We start from the raw sequence: 19,246 nt of genomic DNA on the forward strand, positions 1-19,246 counted from the left end.
GGACAGCCTAGACCGCCGTCATCATCCCTTGCGCAATCACCGGCCCTGTCGCCACGCCCGCAGGTGCGCCCCCCAAAGGCTCGTCGGTAATCGCGAAAGTGGCCCCTGCCAGCATCGGGCGCAGGTTTTCGGGCATCGGCATCTGCGCCTCGCGATTTTCAGGCATCAGCCCCAACGAGATCGGCGCCTGCCCGCGCGGGATCAGCCAAAGCTCCATCGAACGATCTGCCGCATGTCTGACGCCGTCCATCTGCACCAGACGGACATCTCCGGTGCCGGTATCATATTGCACCTGTACCAGAAGGCGGTCATCCGCCCCCATCAGCTCGGCCTGCATTCCGGCGGTAAAGCCATGCAGCGCCGGTGCCGTCAGAATGCGCAGGATATTGGGCACGAAGAAAGTCGCCGTAATCCCCAGCGCCACCACGCCACTGGCCAGCCAGCCCCAGAGCAGAACGGATTTCCGGCTGGTCCTGCCGCCGATCTGTCCCATCAGCCTGCGCTTGAGCGCGGCAGGGGGAGCCGCTTCGGGAAAGCTGTCGGACAGCGCGGAAAGCCGCGTCTCCCATGCGCGCAAGGCGGTGCGCAGCGCGGGATCATCTTGCGCGCGCTTGGCAAAGGCGGCCTGTTCCTCGGGGGAAAGCAGGCGCAGCGCCTGTTCGGCGGCCAGCAGATCGTCATCGGAATCGGGCGCGGCACTCATTGGCTCATGCAGTCCTTCAGCTTCATCAGGCTCCGGCGCAGCCATGTTCGCATCGTGTTCAGCGGCACGCCATGCCGCTCGGCCAGATCGGCATAGCTATCGCCGCGCAGATAGGCCCCGCGCACCGCATCGGCACGACCATCTTCCAGCCGCTCAAGGCAGGAGCCGATCCGTCTGGCCTCCGAATGTGCAATCAGCACCGCTTCGGGATCGGGGCGGCCATCGGAAAGATCGGGCATCTCGTCAAGGTCGGTGCGCCCCTTCTGGCGCTTGCGCAACCGGTCAATGGCCAGATTACGTGCCAGCGTGATCAGCCATGTCATCGGGCTATGCCCTGTGGCGCTATAACGGTCGGCCTTGCGCCAGATCCGCAGGAACACGTCCTGCAAAGCATCTTCGGCCTCGGCGCGATTATCGAGGATGTTCAGGCAGACGCCGAACAGCTTGGCGCTTGTGGCATCATAAAGCGCCGAAAACGCCGCGCGGTCGCGCAGGACAATACGGGCAATCAGCCCCTCGATCTCTTCGGGCGTCGAGATCCTGCCCCCGACCGCTCCTGTGGTCTTGCGCGGGGCAGTCCCGCTGATCGTCTGCATGGACCTCATCCTCCCTGAGCGGTCGGGCCATTATCTAAGACCCTGCGCCCTTATGTCCATGAAAACCTTACAGGTCATCCAGCCCGATATCGACGCAGGGCGCGCTTTGGGTAATACGTCCGACCGAGATGAAATCGACGCCGGTTTCCGCCTTGGCGCGGATCGTGTCCAGCCGCACCCCGCCCGAACATTCCAGCGGCACGCGCCCGCCCACCAGCCTGACCGCCGCGCGCATCTCGTCATTGCTCATATTATCCAGCATGATGACATCAGCCCCCGCCGCCAGCGCCTCTTCGACCTGCTCCAGACGGTCGCATTCGACCTCGATCTTGGTCAGAACGGGTGCTGCCGCCTTGGCGCGTGCCACCGCCAAAGTGATCGATCCGGCCACCGCGATATGGTTGTCTTTCAACATGATGCCCCCATCAAGGCTGAGGCGGTGGTTGCGCCCGCCGCCACAGGTGACCGCATATTTCTCAAGCCCGCGCAGCCCCGGCGTGGTCTTGCGCGTATCCACCAGAAACGCCCCCGTGCCCTTGATCTCGGCCACATAGGCGGCGGTCAGAGTGGCAATGCCGCACATCCGCTGCATCAGGTTCAGCGCGACACGCTCACCCGTCAGGATCGCCTGCGCATTGCCCTGAATGATGGCGAAAGTGGTGCCCGCCTCGATCCGCTCGCCTTCCTCGGCCAAAGCCTCCAGCTTCAGTTTCGGGTCCAGATGGCGGAACACGCGCGCGGCCATCGGCAGCCCTGCCAGCACCATATCCTCGCGCGCGTTAAAGGCGAACCGCCCCTGCGCGTCCTCCTCCACCATGATCTTCGCGGTCAGATCGAACTGGCCACAATCCTCATCGAGCCAGAGCGCGATCTGGGCGTCGAGCTTGCGCATATCGTAAAGCATCGGGGTCCTCCTCCGGTTTGCCGGTTTCTACCCTGTCATGCGCCCAAGCAAAAGAGGCCGAAAGGCCAAAGAAAAAGGGGGCGCTATCGCCCCCTCTTATGGATCATTCTGCCGCATAGGCCTCGGGCGGCGGGCAGATACAGATCAGATTGCGGTCGCCATGCACGTTGTCCACACGCCCCACCGGCGGCCAGTATTTATCCTCGCGGAACGACCCGGGCGGGAAGCAGCCCGCCTCGCGCGTATAGGCGCGGTCCCATTCGGCCACGAGGTCTTCAACCGTATGCGGGGCATGGCGCAGCGGGCTGTCTTCCGCCGAGATCTCGCCATTTTCCACTGCGCGCACTTCCTCGCGGATCGCCAGCAGCGCCGTGATGAAGCGGTCGATTTCCGCCTTGGTTTCCGACTCGGTCGGCTCCACCATCAGCGTGCCCGCCACGGGGAAGGACATGGTCGGCGCGTGGAAACCGTTATCCACCAGACGCTTGGCCAGATCATCCACCGTGACCCCCACATCGGCAAAGCCACGTGTATCAAGGATGCACTCATGCGCCACACGGCCACGATTGCCCATGAACAGGATCGGGTAATCGCCTTTCAGGCGCGAGGCGATGTAATTGGCGTTCAGGATCGCCACACGGGTCGCCTGCGCCAGACCCTCGCCGCCCATCATCAGGCAATAGGCCCATGAGATCAGCAGGATAGAGGCCGAGCCATAGGGCGCCGCCGAGACCGTGCCCTCGGTGCCTTCTTCGGGGTGACCGGGCAGATAGGGTGCCAGATGCGCCTTCACGCCAATCGGCCCCATGCCCGGACCGCCGCCGCCATGCGGGATGGCGAAGGTTTTATGCAGGTTGAGGTGGCTGACATCCGAGCCGACCTCGCCCGGTTTCACCAGACCCACCATCGCATTCATATTGGCCCCGTCCAGATAGACCTGACCGCCATGCTTATGGGTAATCTCGCAGATTGTGCGGACGGTTTCCTCGAAGACGCCGTGGGTCGAGGGATAGGTGATCATGCAGGCCGCCAGATTGGCCCCTGCCTCCAGAGCCTTGGCCTCGAAATCCTCGATATCCACATCGCCATTGGGCGCGGATTTCACCACCACGACCTTCATCCCCGCCATCTGCGCCGAGGCCGGATTGGTGCCATGCGCCGAGACGGGGATCAGGCAGATGTTGCGATGCTCTTCACCGCGCGCCTTGTGATAGGCGGCAATGGTCAGAAGCCCCGCATATTCCCCCTGCGCGCCCGAATTGGGCTGCATGGAGAACGCGTCATAGCCGGTGATCTCGCACAGCTTTTCCGTCAGATCGGCAATCGCCTCATGATAGCCCTCGGCCTGATTGCGCGGCGCAAAAGGATGCAGCGAGCCGAATTCCGGCCAGGTGATCGGCATCATCTCTGCGGCGGCATTGAGCTTCATCGTGCAGGACCCAAGCGGGATCATCGCGCGATCCAGCGCCAGATCGCGGTCCGAGAGGCGACGCATATAGCGCATCATCTCGGATTCGGCGCGGTTCATCTGGAAGACCGGATGGGTGAGGTAATCGCTTTCACGCACTAGCGCCTCGGGGAAGCCACGCTCGACCTCTGTAGGCGCTGCTTCGGTGATCCCGAAGGCGTCCAGCAGGCGGGTCAGAACGCCCTCATCGGTGAGCTCATCGACCGAAATCCCCACGCGGTCGGTGCCGACCTTGCGCAGGTTCAGCCCACGGTGACGGGCGGCGGCCATGATGCCCTGCTGACCCACACCCACGCGCACGGTCAGCGTGTCAAAGAAGGCTTCGGGCTGCACATCGGCCCCTGCCGCCACCAGCGCATCGCGCAGACGCACGGCATGGTAATGCACCGATTCCGCAATCGCCTTCAGGCCCATCGGACCGTGGAAGACGGCATAGAAGGACGCCATCACCGCCAAGAGAGCCTGCGCGGTACAGACATTCGAGGTCGCCTTCTCGCGGCGGATATGCTGTTCGCGCGTCTGCAGCGCAAGGCGGTAGGCCTTATTGCCCTTGGCGTCGATCGACACGCCGACAATCCGCCCCGGCATGGACCGTTTGAACGCATCGCGGCAGGACATGAAGGCGGCATGCGGGCCACCATAGCCCATCGGCACGCCAAAGCGCTGCGCGGAACCGACCGCAATATCGGCGCCCATCGTGCCCGGCTCTTTCAGCACACAAAGCGCCAGAAGATCGGTGGCGACCACGGCCACGGCTTTGGCCTCATGCAGCGCCTCGCATTGAGCGGTGAAATCACGCACATGGCCCAGAGTGCCCGGATATTGGAAGATGGCGCCGAAGACCTGATCGGCCACCAGCTCTTCCGGCTCGCCCTTGAGGATCTCGATGCCCAATGGCTGCGCACGGGTCTCGATCACGGCAATCGTCTGCGGGTGGCAGTTGATATCCACAAAGAACGCCTTGGCCTTCGACTTGGACGCGCGCTGCGCCATGGCCATCGCCTCGGCCGCCGCAGTTGCCTCATCCAGCAGGGAGGCATTGGCCACCGGCAGGCCGGTCAGGTCCGAAACCATCGTCTGGTAGTTCAGAAGCGCCTCAAGACGGCCCTGCGCGATCTCGGGCTGATAGGGCGTATAGGCCGTGTACCAAGCGGGGTTCTCAAGGATATTGCGCTGGATCGCGGGGGGCGTGACAGTGCCGTAATAGCCCTGCCCGATCAGCGAGGTCATCACGCGGTTCTTGCCCGCCACCTCGCGCATTTTCTCAAGCAGGCGGTATTCCGACAGGGGCGCCCATGACAGCGCGTCCTTCTGGCGGATGCCCGCAGGCACGGTCTCGTCGATCAGCTGATCAAGCGTCTGCACGCCCACCACCTTCAGCATCTCGGCCATTTCCGAGGGGCTGGGGCCGATGTGGCGACGATTGGCGAAATCATAGGTATTATAGGCGGAAGGGGTAAAGGGCATAGCGCAGCACCTGTTCCAATAGGGGAAACGTCCGGCCCGCAACATGCGGACCGAGAGAGGCGGACCCGTGAAGAAAGGCCCGAGAAGGAACGGGCCCGAAAAGGGCCCGTCCGACCGGCCAATCAGCCGATGAAGTCTTTATATTCGTCTTCGTCCATGAAGGCGTCGAGCTGGTCCATGTCCTCGAGCTTCATCTTGAAGAACCATGCGCCTTCCAGCGGGTCTTCGTTGACCAGCGCGGGATTATCGGCCAGCGCGTCATTGACCTCGACCACTTCGCCATCAACGGGGGCGCTGATGTCAGACGCCGCTTTGACCGACTCGATCACGCAGATCTCGTCGCCCTTGGCCACTTGCGTGCCGGGCTCGGGCAGTTCGACAAAGACCACATCGCCAAGCTGCTCGGAGGCATGCTCGGTGATGCCGACAACAACCAGATCGCCCTCGACGCGGAGCCACTCATGCTCTTCGGTGAATTTCATCATGCGTTCCCCTGTATGATGATGCCTATGTGATGATGCTTGTGCCTAGGGCACGAAGGTAGGTTTAACGTTTGTAGGTTTGCACTTGGAAAGGCATCGCCGCCACCTTGGCAGGCAGGCGCTTGCCGCGGACCTCGCCCCAGACGGTATCGCCTTCGGTCAGGGTGGAGGGCAGATAGGCCATCGCGATGGGCGCGCCGACCGAGGGGCCGAAACCGCCCGAGGTGATCGTGCCGATCCTGCTGCCGCCTTCGGGCGCGTCAAAGACCTCGACGCCCTCGCGCATGGGGGCGCGGCCTTCAGGGCGCAGACCCATACGGCGGCGGGAGGCGCCTGTTTCCAACTGCGCCAGAATGCGATCTGCCCCAGGGAAGCCGCCCTCGCGGGCACCGCCCTTGCGGCGGACCTTCTGGATGGCCCATGCGATATTGCCTTCGACCGGCGTGGTATCGGGGTCAAGATCATGGCCATAAAGGCACAGACCCGCCTCAAGGCGCAGGCTGTCGCGCGCGCCCAGACCGATGGGCGCAACCTCTTCCATCTCCAGCAGCGCCTGCGTGAAGCTTACTGCCACCGCAGAGGGCACCGAAATCTCGTAGCCATCCTCGCCGGTATAGCCCGAGCGCGAGATCCACAGCACCTGTCCGTTCCATTCGGCCTCTGCCACATCCATGAAGCGCATCTCGGCCACGGAGGGCATCAGGCGGGCCAAAGCGGCCTCGGCCTTGGGGCCTTGCAGCGCGATCAAGGCGCGGTCGCGGATAACGGTGACTTCCGGCAGATGGGCCTGAAGATGGGCGATATCGGCCTCGGCACAGGCGGCATTGACCACCAGAAACAGATGGTCGGATTTACGTGCGATCATCAGATCGTCCAGAATGCCGCCCGTTTCATTGGTGAAAATGCCATAACGCTGGCGGCCTTCCTTCAGCCCCGCGATATCGACAGGGATCAGCGCTTCCAGCGCGTCAATGGCTGACAAGGGCACGATCACCTGCCCCATATGCGAGACATCGAACAGACCGGCCTCGGCGCGGGTGTGAAGATGTTCCTTCATCACGCCCATAGGGTATTGCACGGGCATTTCCCAGCCAGCGAAAGGCACCATCTTGGCACCCAAAAACACATGCAGATCATATAGATCCGTGCGCAAGAGCTCCGTCATCGGGATCTCCTTATATAAAGCCGGATCCCCGGCATCGATGTGTTTCGTCGCAGGAAAGCCCTGCAACCGCTCGATGCCCCATCTGTCCCTGCCCGACCCTATACGGGTCTCAGGCGCCTGAGAATGTTATTCCTTCGGCGGACGCAGTTTCCCGCGCCTCTCTCCAGAGTCTGTAGCCGTTCGGTCCTTTTGCCTGAGAGTTTCCCGGGGCGGTTGCTCCTTCGGCACCGGCGCGATGGCCGGATTCTCCCGTAGCGGCTGTTGGCTGAGGGATGCCCGATCCGCTGCGACAGAGCAAGTGATTTTTACGCAAAACCGACGCTTGCGCGATAATTTGCGACTTTAGGCGACAGGTGCCGCCTGCGCCGGAAGCCCGTCCAGAAGGCTTAGCGCGCAGGGCAGATCCAGCTTTTCACGTAAGGCAGGCGCCATATCGGGGGCGGCATAAACGGTCATGCCCGCGGCCCGTCCGGCCTGCACGCCCGTCGGGCTGTCCTCGACCACCGCGCAGGTGGTCGGGTCCAGTTCAAGCAACCATGCCGCACGCAGGTAAGGCTCGGGGGCGGGTTTGCCTGCACGCACATCATTGCGGCTGACCAGCTTCATCCGCGGACGGCTCAGACCGAGCACATCCAGATTGGCCATCACCAGCCTGCGGTCGGAATTGGAGACCGGCATCTGGGCGATTCCGGCCGCCTCCAGCCCGGCCCAGATCTGCAGCGCCCTGGGAAAGGCGGCCACCTCGCCCAGCATCCCCATATAGATCGCATGGCGACGATGGGTCCAGTCGGCCAGATCCATCCGCAGACCACAGTGATCGACCAGAAACGCGTGGCAGACCTCCTCGCTCAGCCCCAGAATGCGGTCATGCAGATCGTCGGGCAGGCTGAGCCCCAAACCTTTGATGGCCTGATGGAACGAACGCTCATGCACCGGCTCGCTATCGGCAAGTGTGCCATCGATATCCCAGAAGATGGCCTGATGGGGAAAGCTCATGGTCGGCTCCTGTGTGGTCTGCGCATCGGTCTCACGCACGGGTCGGTCATGCCAGGGGGCGGCAGCGTCACCCGATCCGGCCGGATGACGCAGGGAACAGGGGCCTATTCGGCCACGCAATCCGCGAAATACTGGATCTGGCCGTCGGGGCCGGTCTCCTGCACCAGACCGTGGATATCGGTCTCGAAACCGGGGCATTCACGGGCAAATTCACGGTTGAACTTGAGGTAATCCACGATGCGTTTGTTGAAGACCTCGCCGGGGATCAACAGCGGAATGCCCGGCGGATAAGGCGTCACAAGCGAGGTGGTGATGCGGCCTTCCAGATCATCGATCGGCACCCGCTGCGTGGTGCGCCGCGCGATATGCGAGAACGCATCGGCTGGCGTCATCGAGGGCGTCAGATCCGACAGATAGATCTCGGTCGAGAGCTTCGCCACATCGTATTTTGCGTAAAGCTTATGGACATGATCGCACAGGTCGCGCAGCCCCATCCGTTCATAACGCGGCTGCTTGTGGCAGAACTCGGGCATCGCCCGCCAGAGCGGCTGGTTCTTGTCGAAATCATCCTTGAACTGCTGGAGCGCCGTCAGAAGCGTGTTCCAGCGGCCCTTGGTGATGCCGATCGTAAACAGGATGAAGAAGGAATAAAGGCCCGTTTTCTCGACCACCACGCCATGTTCGGCCAGATATTTGGTCACGATAGAGGCCGGAATCCCCCAGTCGTCAAAGCGCCCGTCAAGGTTCAGACCCGGCGTCACGATGGTCGCCTTGATCGGGTCCAGCATGTTGAAACCGGGCGCCATATCGCCAAAGCCGTGCCAGCTGTCGCCACCGCCGGTTTCCACACCCTCGGCATCGGTTTTCTTCAGAACCCAGTCGCGGGCCTGCCCCATACCATCGGAATTATGGTCGAAATCTTCCGGCCCCCAGACCTTGAACCACCAGTCCGCGGCATATTCCTCATCGACCTTGGCCATTGCACGGCGGAAGTTGAGGCTCTCGACGATGCTCTCTTCCACCAGCGCAGTGCCGCCCGGCGGCTCCATCATCGCCGCCGCCACATCGCAGGACGCGATGATCGAATATTGCGGCGAGGTCGAGGTATGCATCAGATAGGCCTCGTTGAAGAGGCTCCGGTCCAGCTTGATCTCCTCGCTATCCTGCACCAGCACATGGCTAGCCTGAGAAATTCCCGCCAGGAGCTTATGCACCGATTGCGTCGCATAGGTGACCGATTTCTTGGTGCGCCCGCGCTTGCGGCCCATCGCATGGAAGCGGCCATAGAACGGGTGGAAGGCCGCATGCGGCAGCCATGCCTCGTCAAAATGCAGGTTCTCGATATGGCCGTCGAGCATCTCCTTGATGTCTTCGGTATTGTAGAGCACGCCATCATAGGTCGATTGCGTCAGGGTCAGGATGCGGGGCGTGGCCTCTTCCTTGTCCTTGCCGGCCAGCAGAGGGTTGGCGGCAATTTTCGCGCGGATCGACTCCATCGTGAATTCGGATTTCGGGATCGGGCCGATGATGCCGAAATGGTTGCGCGTGGGCTTCAGGAAAACCGGTATAGCCCCCGTCATGATGATCGAATGCAGGATCGATTTGTGGCAGTTGCGGTCCACCACCACCACATCGCCCGGTGCCACCGTATGATGCCAGACGATCTTGTTGGACGTCGAGGTGCCATTGGTCACGAAGAAACAATGGTCCGAATTGAAGATCCGCGCGGCATTGCGTTCAGATGCGCCAATCGCGCCGTTATGGTCCAGAAGCTGGCCCAATTCTTCCACCGCATTGCAGACATCGGCGCGCAGCATGTTCTCGCCATAGAACTGGTGATACATCTGGCCGATGGGCGATTTCAGGAAGGCCACGCCGCCTGAATGCCCCGGACAATGCCACGAATAGGACCCGTCCTCGGCATAATCCAGAAGCGCCTTGAAGAAGGGCGGCTGGATGCTTTCCAGATAGGATTTCGCCTCGCGCACGATATGGCGGGCGACAAATTCCGGCGTATCCTCGAACATATGGATAAAGCCGTGCAGCTCGCGCAGGATGTCATTGGGCAGATGGCGCGAGGTCTTGGTCTCGCCATAGACATAGATCGGCACATCGGGGTTTTTCCAACGCACCTCCTCGATGAAATTGCGCAGGTTCATCACCGCAGGGTCCAGATCGGGACCGGGGGTGAATTCCTCGTCGTCAATCGACAGCACAAAAGCCGAGGCGCGCGATTGTTGCTGGGCGAATTGCGACAGATCGCCGTAGCTCGTGGCGCCCAGCACCTCGAACCCTTCGGTTTCAATGGCTTCGGCCAAGGCGCGAATGCCGAGGCCTGACGAATTCTCCGAACGGAAATCCTCGTCGATGATGACAATGGGGAAACGGAACTTCATCACACTCTCCTTGAGGGATGGCGTCTGCAAAGGGCCAGCAGGGTCATCCGCTGACCCTGCTGGCAAAACGAGCGGTTGCCTGTTTGTCACTGCTCATAAGACGAGCGTCAAGCCATCACTCAGGATAACCCGACCATAGCAGATCACGAAGCCGAGGATCACGAAACATCCAAACTTGGCAAGACGCTATTTGCAGGAAACGCGGCCAAAGCCCGATTTCCGACAAGATATCCACAGCTTTGCACCGCAAGCCCCGTGGCGTTCGTACCGCCCGACCGCCCCCGAAGGACGCGCGGGGGCAGGCCACCTGACAGAGGCCCGCCCCAAGACGCGCTTATAGCCGCGCGCCACTTTGGGGTTCGAAGAAGGTCACCTTGTCCAGATCGAATTCCAGATCCAGCAACTCGCCCGCATGAGCCAGCGTTTCGGCGTGCAGACGCGCGGTGATCATGCGCCCCCCCATCTGGGTGGTCACATAGGTATCGGCCCCCGCAGGTTCGACCATATCCACACGGATCTGCGCGCGCTGGACGGAACTGCCCGCGCGATAGCCCGCCTCGGCAAGGTCTTCGGGGCGCACGCCCATCAGCACCTCGGCAGGCAGATCGCTGCGCGGCACGTTCAGGACAATCGGCTCCATCCCGTCGCGGGCAATCTCGACCTGCGCGCCATTGCCGGTCGTTTGGGTTTTCACGGGGATCAGGTTCATCGGCGGGCTGCCCATGAAATCGGCGACAAAGGTATTGGCGGGATGGTTGTAGATCTCGGCAGGGGTGCCGATCTGCTGGATCACGCCGCCCTTCATCACCACGATCTTGGTGGCCAGCGTCATCGCCTCGATCTGGTCATGGGTCACATAGACCATCGACGCCCCAAGCCGGTGATGCAGCTTCTTGATTTCCGACCGCATTTCGACCCGCAGCTTGGCGTCAAGGTTCGACAGCGGCTCGTCAAAGAGAAACAGCGCCGGATCGCGCACCAGCGCCCGACCCATCGCCACCCGCTGGCGCTGACCACCCGAAAGCTGCCCCGGACGGCGCTTCAGAAGCGCCTCGATCTGCAACTGTTTCGCCACTTCGGCCAGCTTGCGGTCCTGTTCGTCCTGCGGGACGCCGCGCACCTTCATGCCGAAGGTGATATTCTTGGCGACCGACATGGTGGGGTAAAGCGCATAAGATTGGAACACCATCGCGATGTCACGGTCTTTCGGGCTGACATGAGTCATATCGCGCCCGTCAATTTCGACCGTTCCGCCCGAGATCTCCTCGAGCCCCGCGATACAGTTCAAGAGGGTCGACTTGCCGCAGCCCGACGGCCCGACCAGCACAAGGAAATCGCCCTTCTCGATAGAGACGTTGATATCCTTCAGGATTTCGGTCGCGCCGTAGCTTTTACGCAGATGTTTGATGTCAAGGATAGGAGCCATGAGATCAGCCTTTCACGGAACCGGCGGTCAGCCCGCGGATGAAATATTTGCCGGCGACGATATAGACGAGGAGCGTCGGCAGGCCCGCGATGATCGCAGCCGCCATATCCACGTTATATTCTTTCACGCCGGTGGTGGAGTTGACGATATTGTTGAGCGCCACGGTAATCGGCTGGCTGCCCGCCGAGCTGAAGGACACCCCGAACAGGAAGTCGTTCCAGATCTGGGTGAACTGCCAGATGATCGTCACCACGCAGATCGGCAGCGACAGCGGCAGGAAGATCGACCAGAAGATACGGAAAAACCCCGCCCCGTCGATTTTGGCCGCCCGCACCAGCTCATGCGGGATGGTGACGTAATAGTTGCGGAAAAACAGCGTGGTGAAGCCTAAACCATAGATCGTATGCACGAAGATCAGCCCCGGAATGGTGCCGGCCATGCCGAAGATCCCCAGCATCCGCGCCATCGGCAGCAGCACCACCTGAAACGGGATGAAGCAGCCAAACAGCAGGAAGGCGAAGAAGAGATTCGCGCCCCTGAACCGCCATTGGGCAAAGACATAGCCGTTCATCGCGCCAATGATGGTCGAGATCAGCACGCCGGGCACCGAGATCAGGATGGAATTCCAGAAAAAGGGCTTCAGCCCCTCGCATTGGATGCCCGTGCAGGCACCCGACCAAGCTTTGGACCATGCGTCAAAGGTGATCTCGCGCGGCAGGGCCACCAAGGATCCGGTGCGGATTTCCTCGAGGCTTTTGAGCGAGGTGGTCAGCATCACGAAGAGCGGCAGCAGGTAGTAAAGCGCGAAGAGGCAGAGCATCGCATAAAGGCCCCAGCGCAGGAGACGGCGCCCCAGAAGCGAGCCTTGAGAGCGGGGAAGCGGCATATCAGTCATGTTTCGCCCTCAATTCCGAATAGAGATAGGGAACCACGATAGCAAAAACGACGCCCATCATGATCATGGCGCTCGAAGCCGCCTGCCCCAGATCGCCGCGCGAAAACGCCATCGCATACATATAGGTGGCCGGAAGATCGGTCGCATAGCCCGGCCCGCCGCCGGTCAGCGCGATGACCAGATCGAAGCTCTTGATCGCCAGATGCGCCAGCACGATGAAGGCCGACAGGAAGATCGGCGCCATCGAGGGGATGATGATCGCGGTATAGACGCGCCATGTCGGGATGCCATCCACTTGGGCGGCCTTGATGATCTCGCCATCGACCGAGCGCAGACCGGCCAGAAACAGCGCCATCACAAAGCCCGAGGCCTGCCAGATCGCGGCCAGCACGATGGTATAAAGCGCCATCTTCGGATTGATCAGCCAGTCGAATTTGAAATTCGGGAAGCCCCAGCCCTGCACCATCGCCTGAATGCCCAGACCGGGGTTCAGGATCCATTTCCATGCGGTGCCGGTGACAATCATCGACAGCGCCATCGGGTAAAGGTAGATCGTGCGCAACGCGCCTTCGATGCGGATCTTCTGGTCAAGGAAAATCGCCAGAAGCAGCCCCAGCACCATCGAGATCACGATGAACAGCGCGCCAAAGACGAAGAGATTGTTCAGCGCCGTATCCCAGCGCGGGTTGGAAAACAGCCTGTCATACTGGATCAGCCCGTCGATGTCATAGCGCGGCATCAGCTTCGAGCGGGTAAACGACACCCACGCGGTCCACGCGATAAAACCATAGACGAACAGCAGCACCGCAAAGAAGGTCGGCGCAAGCACGATCTTTGGGACATGGCGGGAAAGCCAGTCGGTCATAGGAATGTCCTGAAAGTTGGAGGGCCGCCCGACGCCATGCATCGGACGGCAAAGGTGTAATCGGCAGATTACATCGAGTTGGCGACAGCATCCGCCAGCATTTTCACGGCATCATCCGACGACATGTCCGAGTTGAAATGCGCGGTGACCACATCCATGATCGCGCCCGATTGCGCACCATGCAGCGCCATACCATGCGCCATCGACGGCAGAAGCGAGCCCGCCGCACCATCGGCCTTCATATCGGCAGCGGATTTCTTGGCGCAATCGTCGAACTTGTCCAGAGACACGTCGGTCCGCACCGGAATCGAACCCTTATTGAGGTTGAAGGTTTCCTGGAAGGAGGGGCCGACGATCAGCTCGGCCAACAGCTTCTGGCCATCCTGCTTGTCTTTGCCATCCACCTTGAACATCGCGAAGCTGTCGACGTTATAAAGGAAACCCGCATCCCCCGGGGTCGGCGCACAGACGAAATCCACGCCCGGCTCTTTGCCTGCGGCAAGGAACTCGCCCTTCGCCCAGTCGCCCATGATCTGGAACGCCGCCTCGCCATTCATGACCATCGCGGTGGCAAGGTTCCAGTCGCGACCCGAGAAGTTGTCATCGACATAGCCGCGCAGTTTGCGCATCTCGTCAAAGACCGATTTCATCGTGTCCGAAGTCAGCGCATCGGGGTCCAGATCAACGAGCGCCTTCTGGTAGAAATCGGGGCCGCCAATGCCAAGCACGACGGTTTCGAAGATGGTTGCATCCTGCCATGCCTGACCGCCATGCGCCAAAGGCGTGATCCCTGCAGCCTTCAGCTTGTCGGCAGCGGCGTTGAACTCCTCCCAGGTGGTGGGCATCTCGATGCCATTGGCCTCGAGGATCGACTTATTGGCCCAGACCCAGTTCACGCGGTGCACATTGACCGGCGCGGCACACCAGTGGCCGTCGCATTTCATATGCTCGGCGATCTGTGCGGGCAGCACATCATCCCAATGCTGCGCCTCGGCCACATCCGAGATATCGGCCAGCACGCCCTCGTCATACCATTCCTGAATCGCGGGGCCCTTGAGTTGCACGGCGGTCGGCGCATTGCCCGACAGCACACGCGCCCGCAGCGCGCTCATCGCGGCATCGCCACCGCCACCGGCGACCGGCATATCGGTCCAGACACCGCCACGGTCGCTGAATTGCTTTTGCAGCACGGCCACGGCCTTGGCCTCGCCGCCCGATGTCCACCAGTGCAGGACTTCCGCCTGCGGCTCGGCCATGGCGACAGTCGCGGTCAGGGTTGCCGCCGACAGGGCTGCAAATGCAGTCATATGTTTCATTCGAAATCCTCCCAAATACCTGCGCCACTCCCCAGCGCATGGTCCCCGACAGTATAGCGCCACCTCGAGCTTTTCTCGCAATGGTGTTACCGCCGGACTTCTGCGCTGCGGCGTGGGTTTCTTGCCCGCTTTGTTACATCTTGTTACCAAAGGAAACATATCTGGTGGCCAAGACCGCCGGAGATGGGCGATTTGCACCGTCATGCCGGTTTGGCCAGGGCAGACACGCGGCCATGCGGCGACAGGGCAGGCGACAGGGGGGAGGAGAACCGATGGCGATACCGCATCTGCTGGTTGTCGATGACGATGCCGATATGCGACAGATGATGGTGACATTCCTGCAACGCAATGGCTTTGCCGCCCATCCTGCCGCGAACGAGGCCGAGATCCGCGCCCATATGGACGGGCATCGGGTGGATCTGATCCTGCTGGATGTGATGCTGGCCGACGAGAATGGCGTGGAAATCTGTGCCCGCCTGCGGGCCGAGCAGGACCTGCCGATCATTCTGGTCTCGGCGCTCTCTGCCGATCACCAGCGCATGGCGGGCTATGAAGTGGGGGCCGATGACTATATCGCCAAGCCCTTCAACCCCGATCTGCTGATCGCGCGGGTGAAGGCGGTGCTGCGGCGGATACGGCGCACGCCCTCGCTCAGCTACCGCCGGTCCACCGGCATCTGGCATTTCGACGGCTGGCGCTATGACGGGCGGCGCGACGAGGTCCATGCCCCTGACGGCTATCAGGTGATCCTGTCCACCCGCGAGACGGCGCTGCTGAAGACGCTTCTGGCCAATCCGCGCATCCCGCTTTCGCGCGAGGAGATTGCCGCCGCCCTCACCGATCAGGCCGAGGCCGATCCGACAGGGCGGGCCATTGATGTGCTGGTGGGGCGGCTACGTTCGAAGATCGAGCGCAATCCGAAAGCACCTGTCCTGTTGCGGACCGAACGCGGGATCGGCTACGTGCTGGCCTGCGATGTCACCCACGAGGCCGAATGACGCCCCTGTCCCATCCCAGCCTGAAGGCAATGGCGGTTTTCTGGGTGCTGGCGGCATTCGCGGCAGGGGCGCTGGCGACCGGATTGTGGATCAGCAGCCAGCGGGCATGGCAGGCACATCTGGACCGGGCCGAGCTGACCGGAGAGCTGCTGTTTGCCGCAACCGAAAGCGGAGCACCGATGCCCAAGGCCCTGCAGGCCCATCCGCTTTCCGCAACCGAGGCCGCCCATGCCGAGGCCGGGCAGTTCCTTTTGCTGCCTGAAGCCCCCCGCCCCGCCCGCATCACCCATATCCCCGTGACGGGCCTGCACCCCAGCGGCACCAATGCGCCGCAGGCTCTGGTCAGGGTGCTCTCGCCCAGCCTCACCTATCCCGTGGCACGGCTCAATAGCGGCCCCGATGTCACCGCGCAGGAGATGTTCGGGCAGATCACCCGCCTGCTCTCCACCTATTGCGGCACACCACTGGTGGTGATGCGCAACTCGCAAGGACAATGGTTCCGGCTGTCAGGCGCGGATCTGTGGAGCTGCCACGCCACCCCGCCCGATCTGCGGCTGCAGGCCGTCATTCTGGGCGGGTTCGCCCTGCTCGCGCTGCTGATCGCCTCGGCCCGTGTGGCACAGCGTTTCCGCGATTTCGGCACCCGGCTCGGCCAGCGCCAGATGCAGGGCGGCCCCGATATATACGAGGATGAGGGCCCCGCCGAGCTTGCGACCATAGTCGCCGCCGTCAACCAGCATCTAACCACCGAAAAACAGCGCCTGGCCAAAAGGTTGATGGTGCTCTCGGGGGTCAGCCACGATCTGGGATCGCCAGCAACACGGCTGCGCCTGCGGGCCGCCTTGATTGAGGATGACGCCCTGCGCGAGAAGCTGACCGCCGATATCGAGCGGATGAGCGAGATGATCGATGGCGTCTTGGCCTATACACGCTCGGAACTTGATGTCGAAGCCCCGCGGCAACTGAGCCTTGGCGCGCTGGTCGAGGCGCTGGTGGATAATTACCACGATTCCGGCCAGCCGGTCGAAATGCAGCCCGTGGCCGATATCGAAAGCACCGGCGGCCAGAGCCTGTTTTCCAGCCGGACGGGGCATGGCCATCTGGGCGCGCGCCAGATCCTTGTCACGGCCCGCCCGATGGCGCTGCAACGCGCGATTTCCAATCTGGTGGATAACGCGCTGAAATACGGTCGCCGCGCGACATTGCGGCTGGAGGCCAGCTCGCGCGAGGCGATGATCGTGATCGAGGACGAAGGCGGCACGGCCCAGCCCGAGCTGATCGCCGCCCTGGTGGCCCCTTTCGAGCGCGGCGGACAGGAGGCGCAGGTTTCGGGGCATGGTCTGGGGCTGACCATTGCCGCAACCGTCGCCGAAAGCCATAACGGCCATCTGCGCTTTGCGCAGGGCGCGCAGGGGCTTCGGGTCACGCTGACCATCGCGCGCAGCCTCTAGCGCGGTTGTCGGCCCAGCCTGTAGCGCCTATATGGGCCTTACCAGAGACGGTCAGATTGATTGCCCATGCCCCAACATCTTATCAAACTTTGCGTCGGTGCCGAAAAGGTCGAGGATCTTGCCACTTGGCAGGAGGCCCGTTTCGGCACATCGCCCGCCGAACATGTCACCCGCATGTGGCCCAAACGCGCCGAAGAGGTGCTGGATGGCGGCTCGCTTTACTGGGTCTTCAAAGGCGCGGTGCTGGCGCGGCAGAAAATCATCGGGCTGGAAGAGCGCATGGGCGAAGACGGGATCGCGCGCTGTGCCATCGTGCTGGACCGCAAGATCATCCGCACCGAGGCCCTGCCCCGCCGCCCGTTTCAGGGCTGGCGCTATCTGAGCCCCGAGGATGCCCCGAAAGACCTGCCCGCAGGCCGGACCCGCGAAGAGCCGCTACCGCGCGAGTTGCTAAGTGCGCTTTCGGAACTGGGGCTGCGCTGAACCGGCTGTCAATCTGCATATTGCCAGCTTGGCAAACTCCCGCTAGCGTTCGATAAAACGCAGGAGAGAAGATGCCGAAAGCCTTTGGTGCGCCGCTTGGCGATTGGACTGCCCCGCCACCTCCGGGACCGGAGCGGATCGAAGGCCGTTACATGCATCTGGAACGCCTGTCATCCGTGCATACCCACGCGCTCTATCAGGCACTGGCGGATAATCATGATGCCTTGTGGGATTATATGGTTGTCGGGCCCTTCCATGCCGAAACCGCCTTCATCCGCTGGATCAACGAACAGATCGCCGCGAAAGATCCACTGTTCTATGCCGTCATCGACCCTGTGACAGGGCAGGCAGCCGGTTTGCAAAGCTATCTCCGTATCGCGCCCGAGATCGGCACGATCGAACTGGGTTCCATTGTGCTGGGCGCGCAGCTTCAGCGCAGCCGCGCCGCCAGCGAAGGTTTCATCCGGATGATCGAATGGGCTTTCGAGGCAGGCTATCGCCGGTTCGAGTGGAAATGCGATGCCTGCAACCTGCCCTCCCGGCGGGCTGCTGAACGGCTGGGCCTGAGCTATGAGGGAACCTTCCGGCAGGCGCTCCATTACAAGGGACGCAATCGCGACACGGCATGGTTTGCAGCCACCGACAAGGACTGGCCTGCCTTGCGCGAAGCGTATTACGCCTGGCTCGATCCGTCGAATTTCGATGCAAGTGGCACGCAGATCGAACGGCTTTCCGATCTGACGCGACTTGTGCGGGTATCGTCCGATCCGGCACTGGCGGACCACCGCGGATAGCCTTGCGTCAGAACGCGCTGCCCGCCGCAAGACGGTCCTGTACCATCCCCGACAGGCGCGTGATATCGGCATCCGACGGCCCGCCCTCGCGTCCCAGTGCCACGGCGGCATCCTCAAGAGCATCATCACGCGCCGAGCGCGCCACACCCGAAAGGAATTGCGCGACATAGCCCAGAGAGGCCGGATCCTGCGCCCCCGAAAGGACTTCGGCCATATGGTTCAGATCGTCGCGCAAGGCGATGGGATCGGGGCTGATCGTGGCATCATTCAGCAGGATCGGCATCTTCGGGCGCTCGCTGGGCGGCAGGACAGACAGCACGGCCTGCTGGAACAGGGCAAGGCTTTCAACCGGCTTGGGCAGGAAACCATCGGCCCCCGCGCTAAAGGCCTTGGCCTCCATGCCGGTATCGCCAGACGTGCCCAACACCACCGGCAGAGCCTGATCGGCATTCTTGATCTCGCGGATCAGCTCGTCCCCGCAGCCATCAGGCAGCCCGAGATCGACGATCACCACCGACGGGCGGTAGGTGCGCAAGTGACGATGCGCCGAACGCAGGCAATCCGCACGCCGGATACGCGCCCCCGACCGCAGACACAGTAGCCGCATCGCCTCGGAGGCATAGCGGCTATCTTCCACGACCAGAATCGTCAGGCCCAGAAGCGGGCGGGCGGCGTTTACGGGGCGCTGGCCGATAAGGCCGGCAAGGTCATCACTCATCTCGGTCTCCACAGTCAGGTGAATCGGCGTATATAGAGAGTTAAGCCGAGATAGAGTGAACAGACGGTTAACGCATACCTGCTTCCTGCATTTTTGGTCGTGATTGACCTCGGGGCCAAAGGG

General features: G+C 62.1%; 17 protein-coding genes and 1 riboswitch. Of the genes, 4 read left to right on the forward strand and 13 right to left on the reverse strand.

What is annotated here, in order from left to right; all coding sequences use genetic code 11:
- Window positions 1–7: 7 nt before the first annotated feature.
- The 12 genes from WDB86_RS07275 to WDB86_RS07330 all read right to left on the reverse strand — a co-directional run bounded on the left by WDB86_RS07275 (window position 8) and on the right by WDB86_RS07330 (window position 14,679).
- Window positions 8–703 carry an anti-sigma factor domain-containing protein gene (locus tag WDB86_RS07275; RefSeq protein WP_406735587.1) on the reverse strand — a complete coding sequence of 232 codons (696 nt, stop codon included), beginning with the start codon at window positions 701–703 and terminating at the stop codon, window positions 8–10.
- On the reverse strand, window positions 700–1,299 hold the full coding sequence (locus tag WDB86_RS07280) for a sigma-70 family RNA polymerase sigma factor (protein ID WP_406735588.1): 600 nt from the start codon (window positions 1,297–1,299) through the stop codon (window positions 700–702). The genes WDB86_RS07275 and WDB86_RS07280 overlap by 4 nt, the downstream gene beginning before the upstream one ends.
- A 67-nt stretch (window positions 1,300–1,366) precedes the next feature.
- Window positions 1,367–2,203: a carboxylating nicotinate-nucleotide diphosphorylase gene (gene nadC / locus WDB86_RS07285; protein ID WP_339109137.1), complete on the reverse strand. Its 837-nt coding sequence runs from the start codon at window positions 2,201–2,203 to the stop codon at window positions 1,367–1,369.
- Between the two features lie 103 nt (window positions 2,204–2,306).
- Window positions 2,307–5,138, reverse strand: a complete 2,832-nt coding sequence (gcvP, locus tag WDB86_RS07290) for an aminomethyl-transferring glycine dehydrogenase (RefSeq protein ID WP_406735589.1) — start codon at window positions 5,136–5,138, stop codon at window positions 2,307–2,309.
- Between the two features lie 122 nt (window positions 5,139–5,260).
- Complete coding sequence (gcvH, locus tag WDB86_RS07295) at window positions 5,261–5,620, reverse strand: glycine cleavage system protein GcvH (protein WP_339109476.1); 360 nt, start codon at window positions 5,618–5,620, stop codon at window positions 5,261–5,263.
- 64 nt (window positions 5,621–5,684) lie between these two features.
- Entirely contained in the window at window positions 5,685–6,785 is a 1,101-nt protein-coding gene (gcvT, locus tag WDB86_RS07300; protein WP_406735590.1) for a glycine cleavage system aminomethyltransferase GcvT, read from the reverse strand.
- Window positions 6,786–6,956: 171 nt separating this feature from the next.
- Window positions 6,957–7,047: riboswitch (glycine riboswitch) on the reverse strand.
- Between the two features lie 80 nt (window positions 7,048–7,127).
- Window positions 7,128–7,781, reverse strand: a complete 654-nt coding sequence (locus tag WDB86_RS07305; RefSeq protein WP_406735591.1) for an HAD family hydrolase — start codon at window positions 7,779–7,781, stop codon at window positions 7,128–7,130.
- 104 nt (window positions 7,782–7,885) lie between these two features.
- Complete coding sequence (locus WDB86_RS07310) at window positions 7,886–10,177, reverse strand: arginine/lysine/ornithine decarboxylase (RefSeq protein ID WP_339109133.1); 2,292 nt, start codon at window positions 10,175–10,177, stop codon at window positions 7,886–7,888.
- Between the two features lie 334 nt (window positions 10,178–10,511).
- Window positions 10,512–11,603: an ABC transporter ATP-binding protein gene (locus WDB86_RS07315; protein ID WP_406735592.1), complete on the reverse strand. Its 1,092-nt coding sequence runs from the start codon at window positions 11,601–11,603 to the stop codon at window positions 10,512–10,514.
- A 4-nt stretch (window positions 11,604–11,607) separates the two neighbouring features.
- On the reverse strand, window positions 11,608–12,498 hold the full coding sequence (locus WDB86_RS07320) for a carbohydrate ABC transporter permease (RefSeq protein WP_406735593.1): 891 nt from the start codon (window positions 12,496–12,498) through the stop codon (window positions 11,608–11,610).
- The gene (locus WDB86_RS07325) at window positions 12,491–13,363 is read right to left on the reverse strand and encodes a sugar ABC transporter permease (RefSeq protein ID WP_339109130.1); all 873 of its coding nucleotides are present in this window, start codon (window positions 13,361–13,363) and stop codon (window positions 12,491–12,493) included. The genes WDB86_RS07320 and WDB86_RS07325 overlap by 8 nt, the downstream gene beginning before the upstream one ends.
- Window positions 13,364–13,431: 68 nt before the next feature.
- Complete coding sequence (locus tag WDB86_RS07330) at window positions 13,432–14,679, reverse strand: ABC transporter substrate-binding protein (protein ID WP_339109129.1); 1,248 nt, start codon at window positions 14,677–14,679, stop codon at window positions 13,432–13,434.
- 272 nt (window positions 14,680–14,951) lie between these two features.
- Here WDB86_RS07330 and WDB86_RS07335 point away from each other — a divergent pair, with 272 nt between their 5' ends.
- The 4 genes from WDB86_RS07335 to WDB86_RS07350 all read left to right on the forward strand — a co-directional run bounded on the left by WDB86_RS07335 (window position 14,952) and on the right by WDB86_RS07350 (window position 18,405).
- Window positions 14,952–15,677: a response regulator transcription factor gene (locus WDB86_RS07335; protein ID WP_339109128.1), complete on the forward strand. Its 726-nt coding sequence runs from the start codon at window positions 14,952–14,954 to the stop codon at window positions 15,675–15,677.
- Window positions 15,674–17,128, forward strand: a complete 1,455-nt coding sequence (locus WDB86_RS07340) for an ATP-binding protein (RefSeq protein ID WP_339109127.1) — start codon at window positions 15,674–15,676, stop codon at window positions 17,126–17,128. Before WDB86_RS07335 ends, WDB86_RS07340 begins: the two co-directional genes overlap by 4 nt.
- 66 nt (window positions 17,129–17,194) lie before the next feature.
- Window positions 17,195–17,611, forward strand: coding sequence for a DUF1489 domain-containing protein (locus tag WDB86_RS07345; RefSeq protein ID WP_339109126.1), 417 nt, complete (start codon window positions 17,195–17,197; stop codon window positions 17,609–17,611).
- 71 nt (window positions 17,612–17,682) lie between these two features.
- The gene (locus WDB86_RS07350) at window positions 17,683–18,405 is read left to right on the forward strand and encodes a GNAT family protein (RefSeq protein ID WP_339109125.1); all 723 of its coding nucleotides are present in this window, start codon (window positions 17,683–17,685) and stop codon (window positions 18,403–18,405) included.
- A 7-nt stretch (window positions 18,406–18,412) separates the two neighbouring features.
- Here WDB86_RS07350 and WDB86_RS07355 read toward each other — a convergent pair whose 3' ends face one another.
- A complete protein-coding gene (locus WDB86_RS07355) occupies window positions 18,413–19,123 on the reverse strand; it encodes a response regulator (protein ID WP_339109124.1) in 711 nt (236 codons plus the stop codon).
- Window positions 19,124–19,246: the final 123 nt, after the last annotated feature.

The organism is Thioclava sp. GXIMD4215 (genome assembly GCF_045291555.1).
GTDB lineage: Bacteria > Pseudomonadota > Alphaproteobacteria > Rhodobacterales > Rhodobacteraceae > Thioclava > Thioclava litoralis.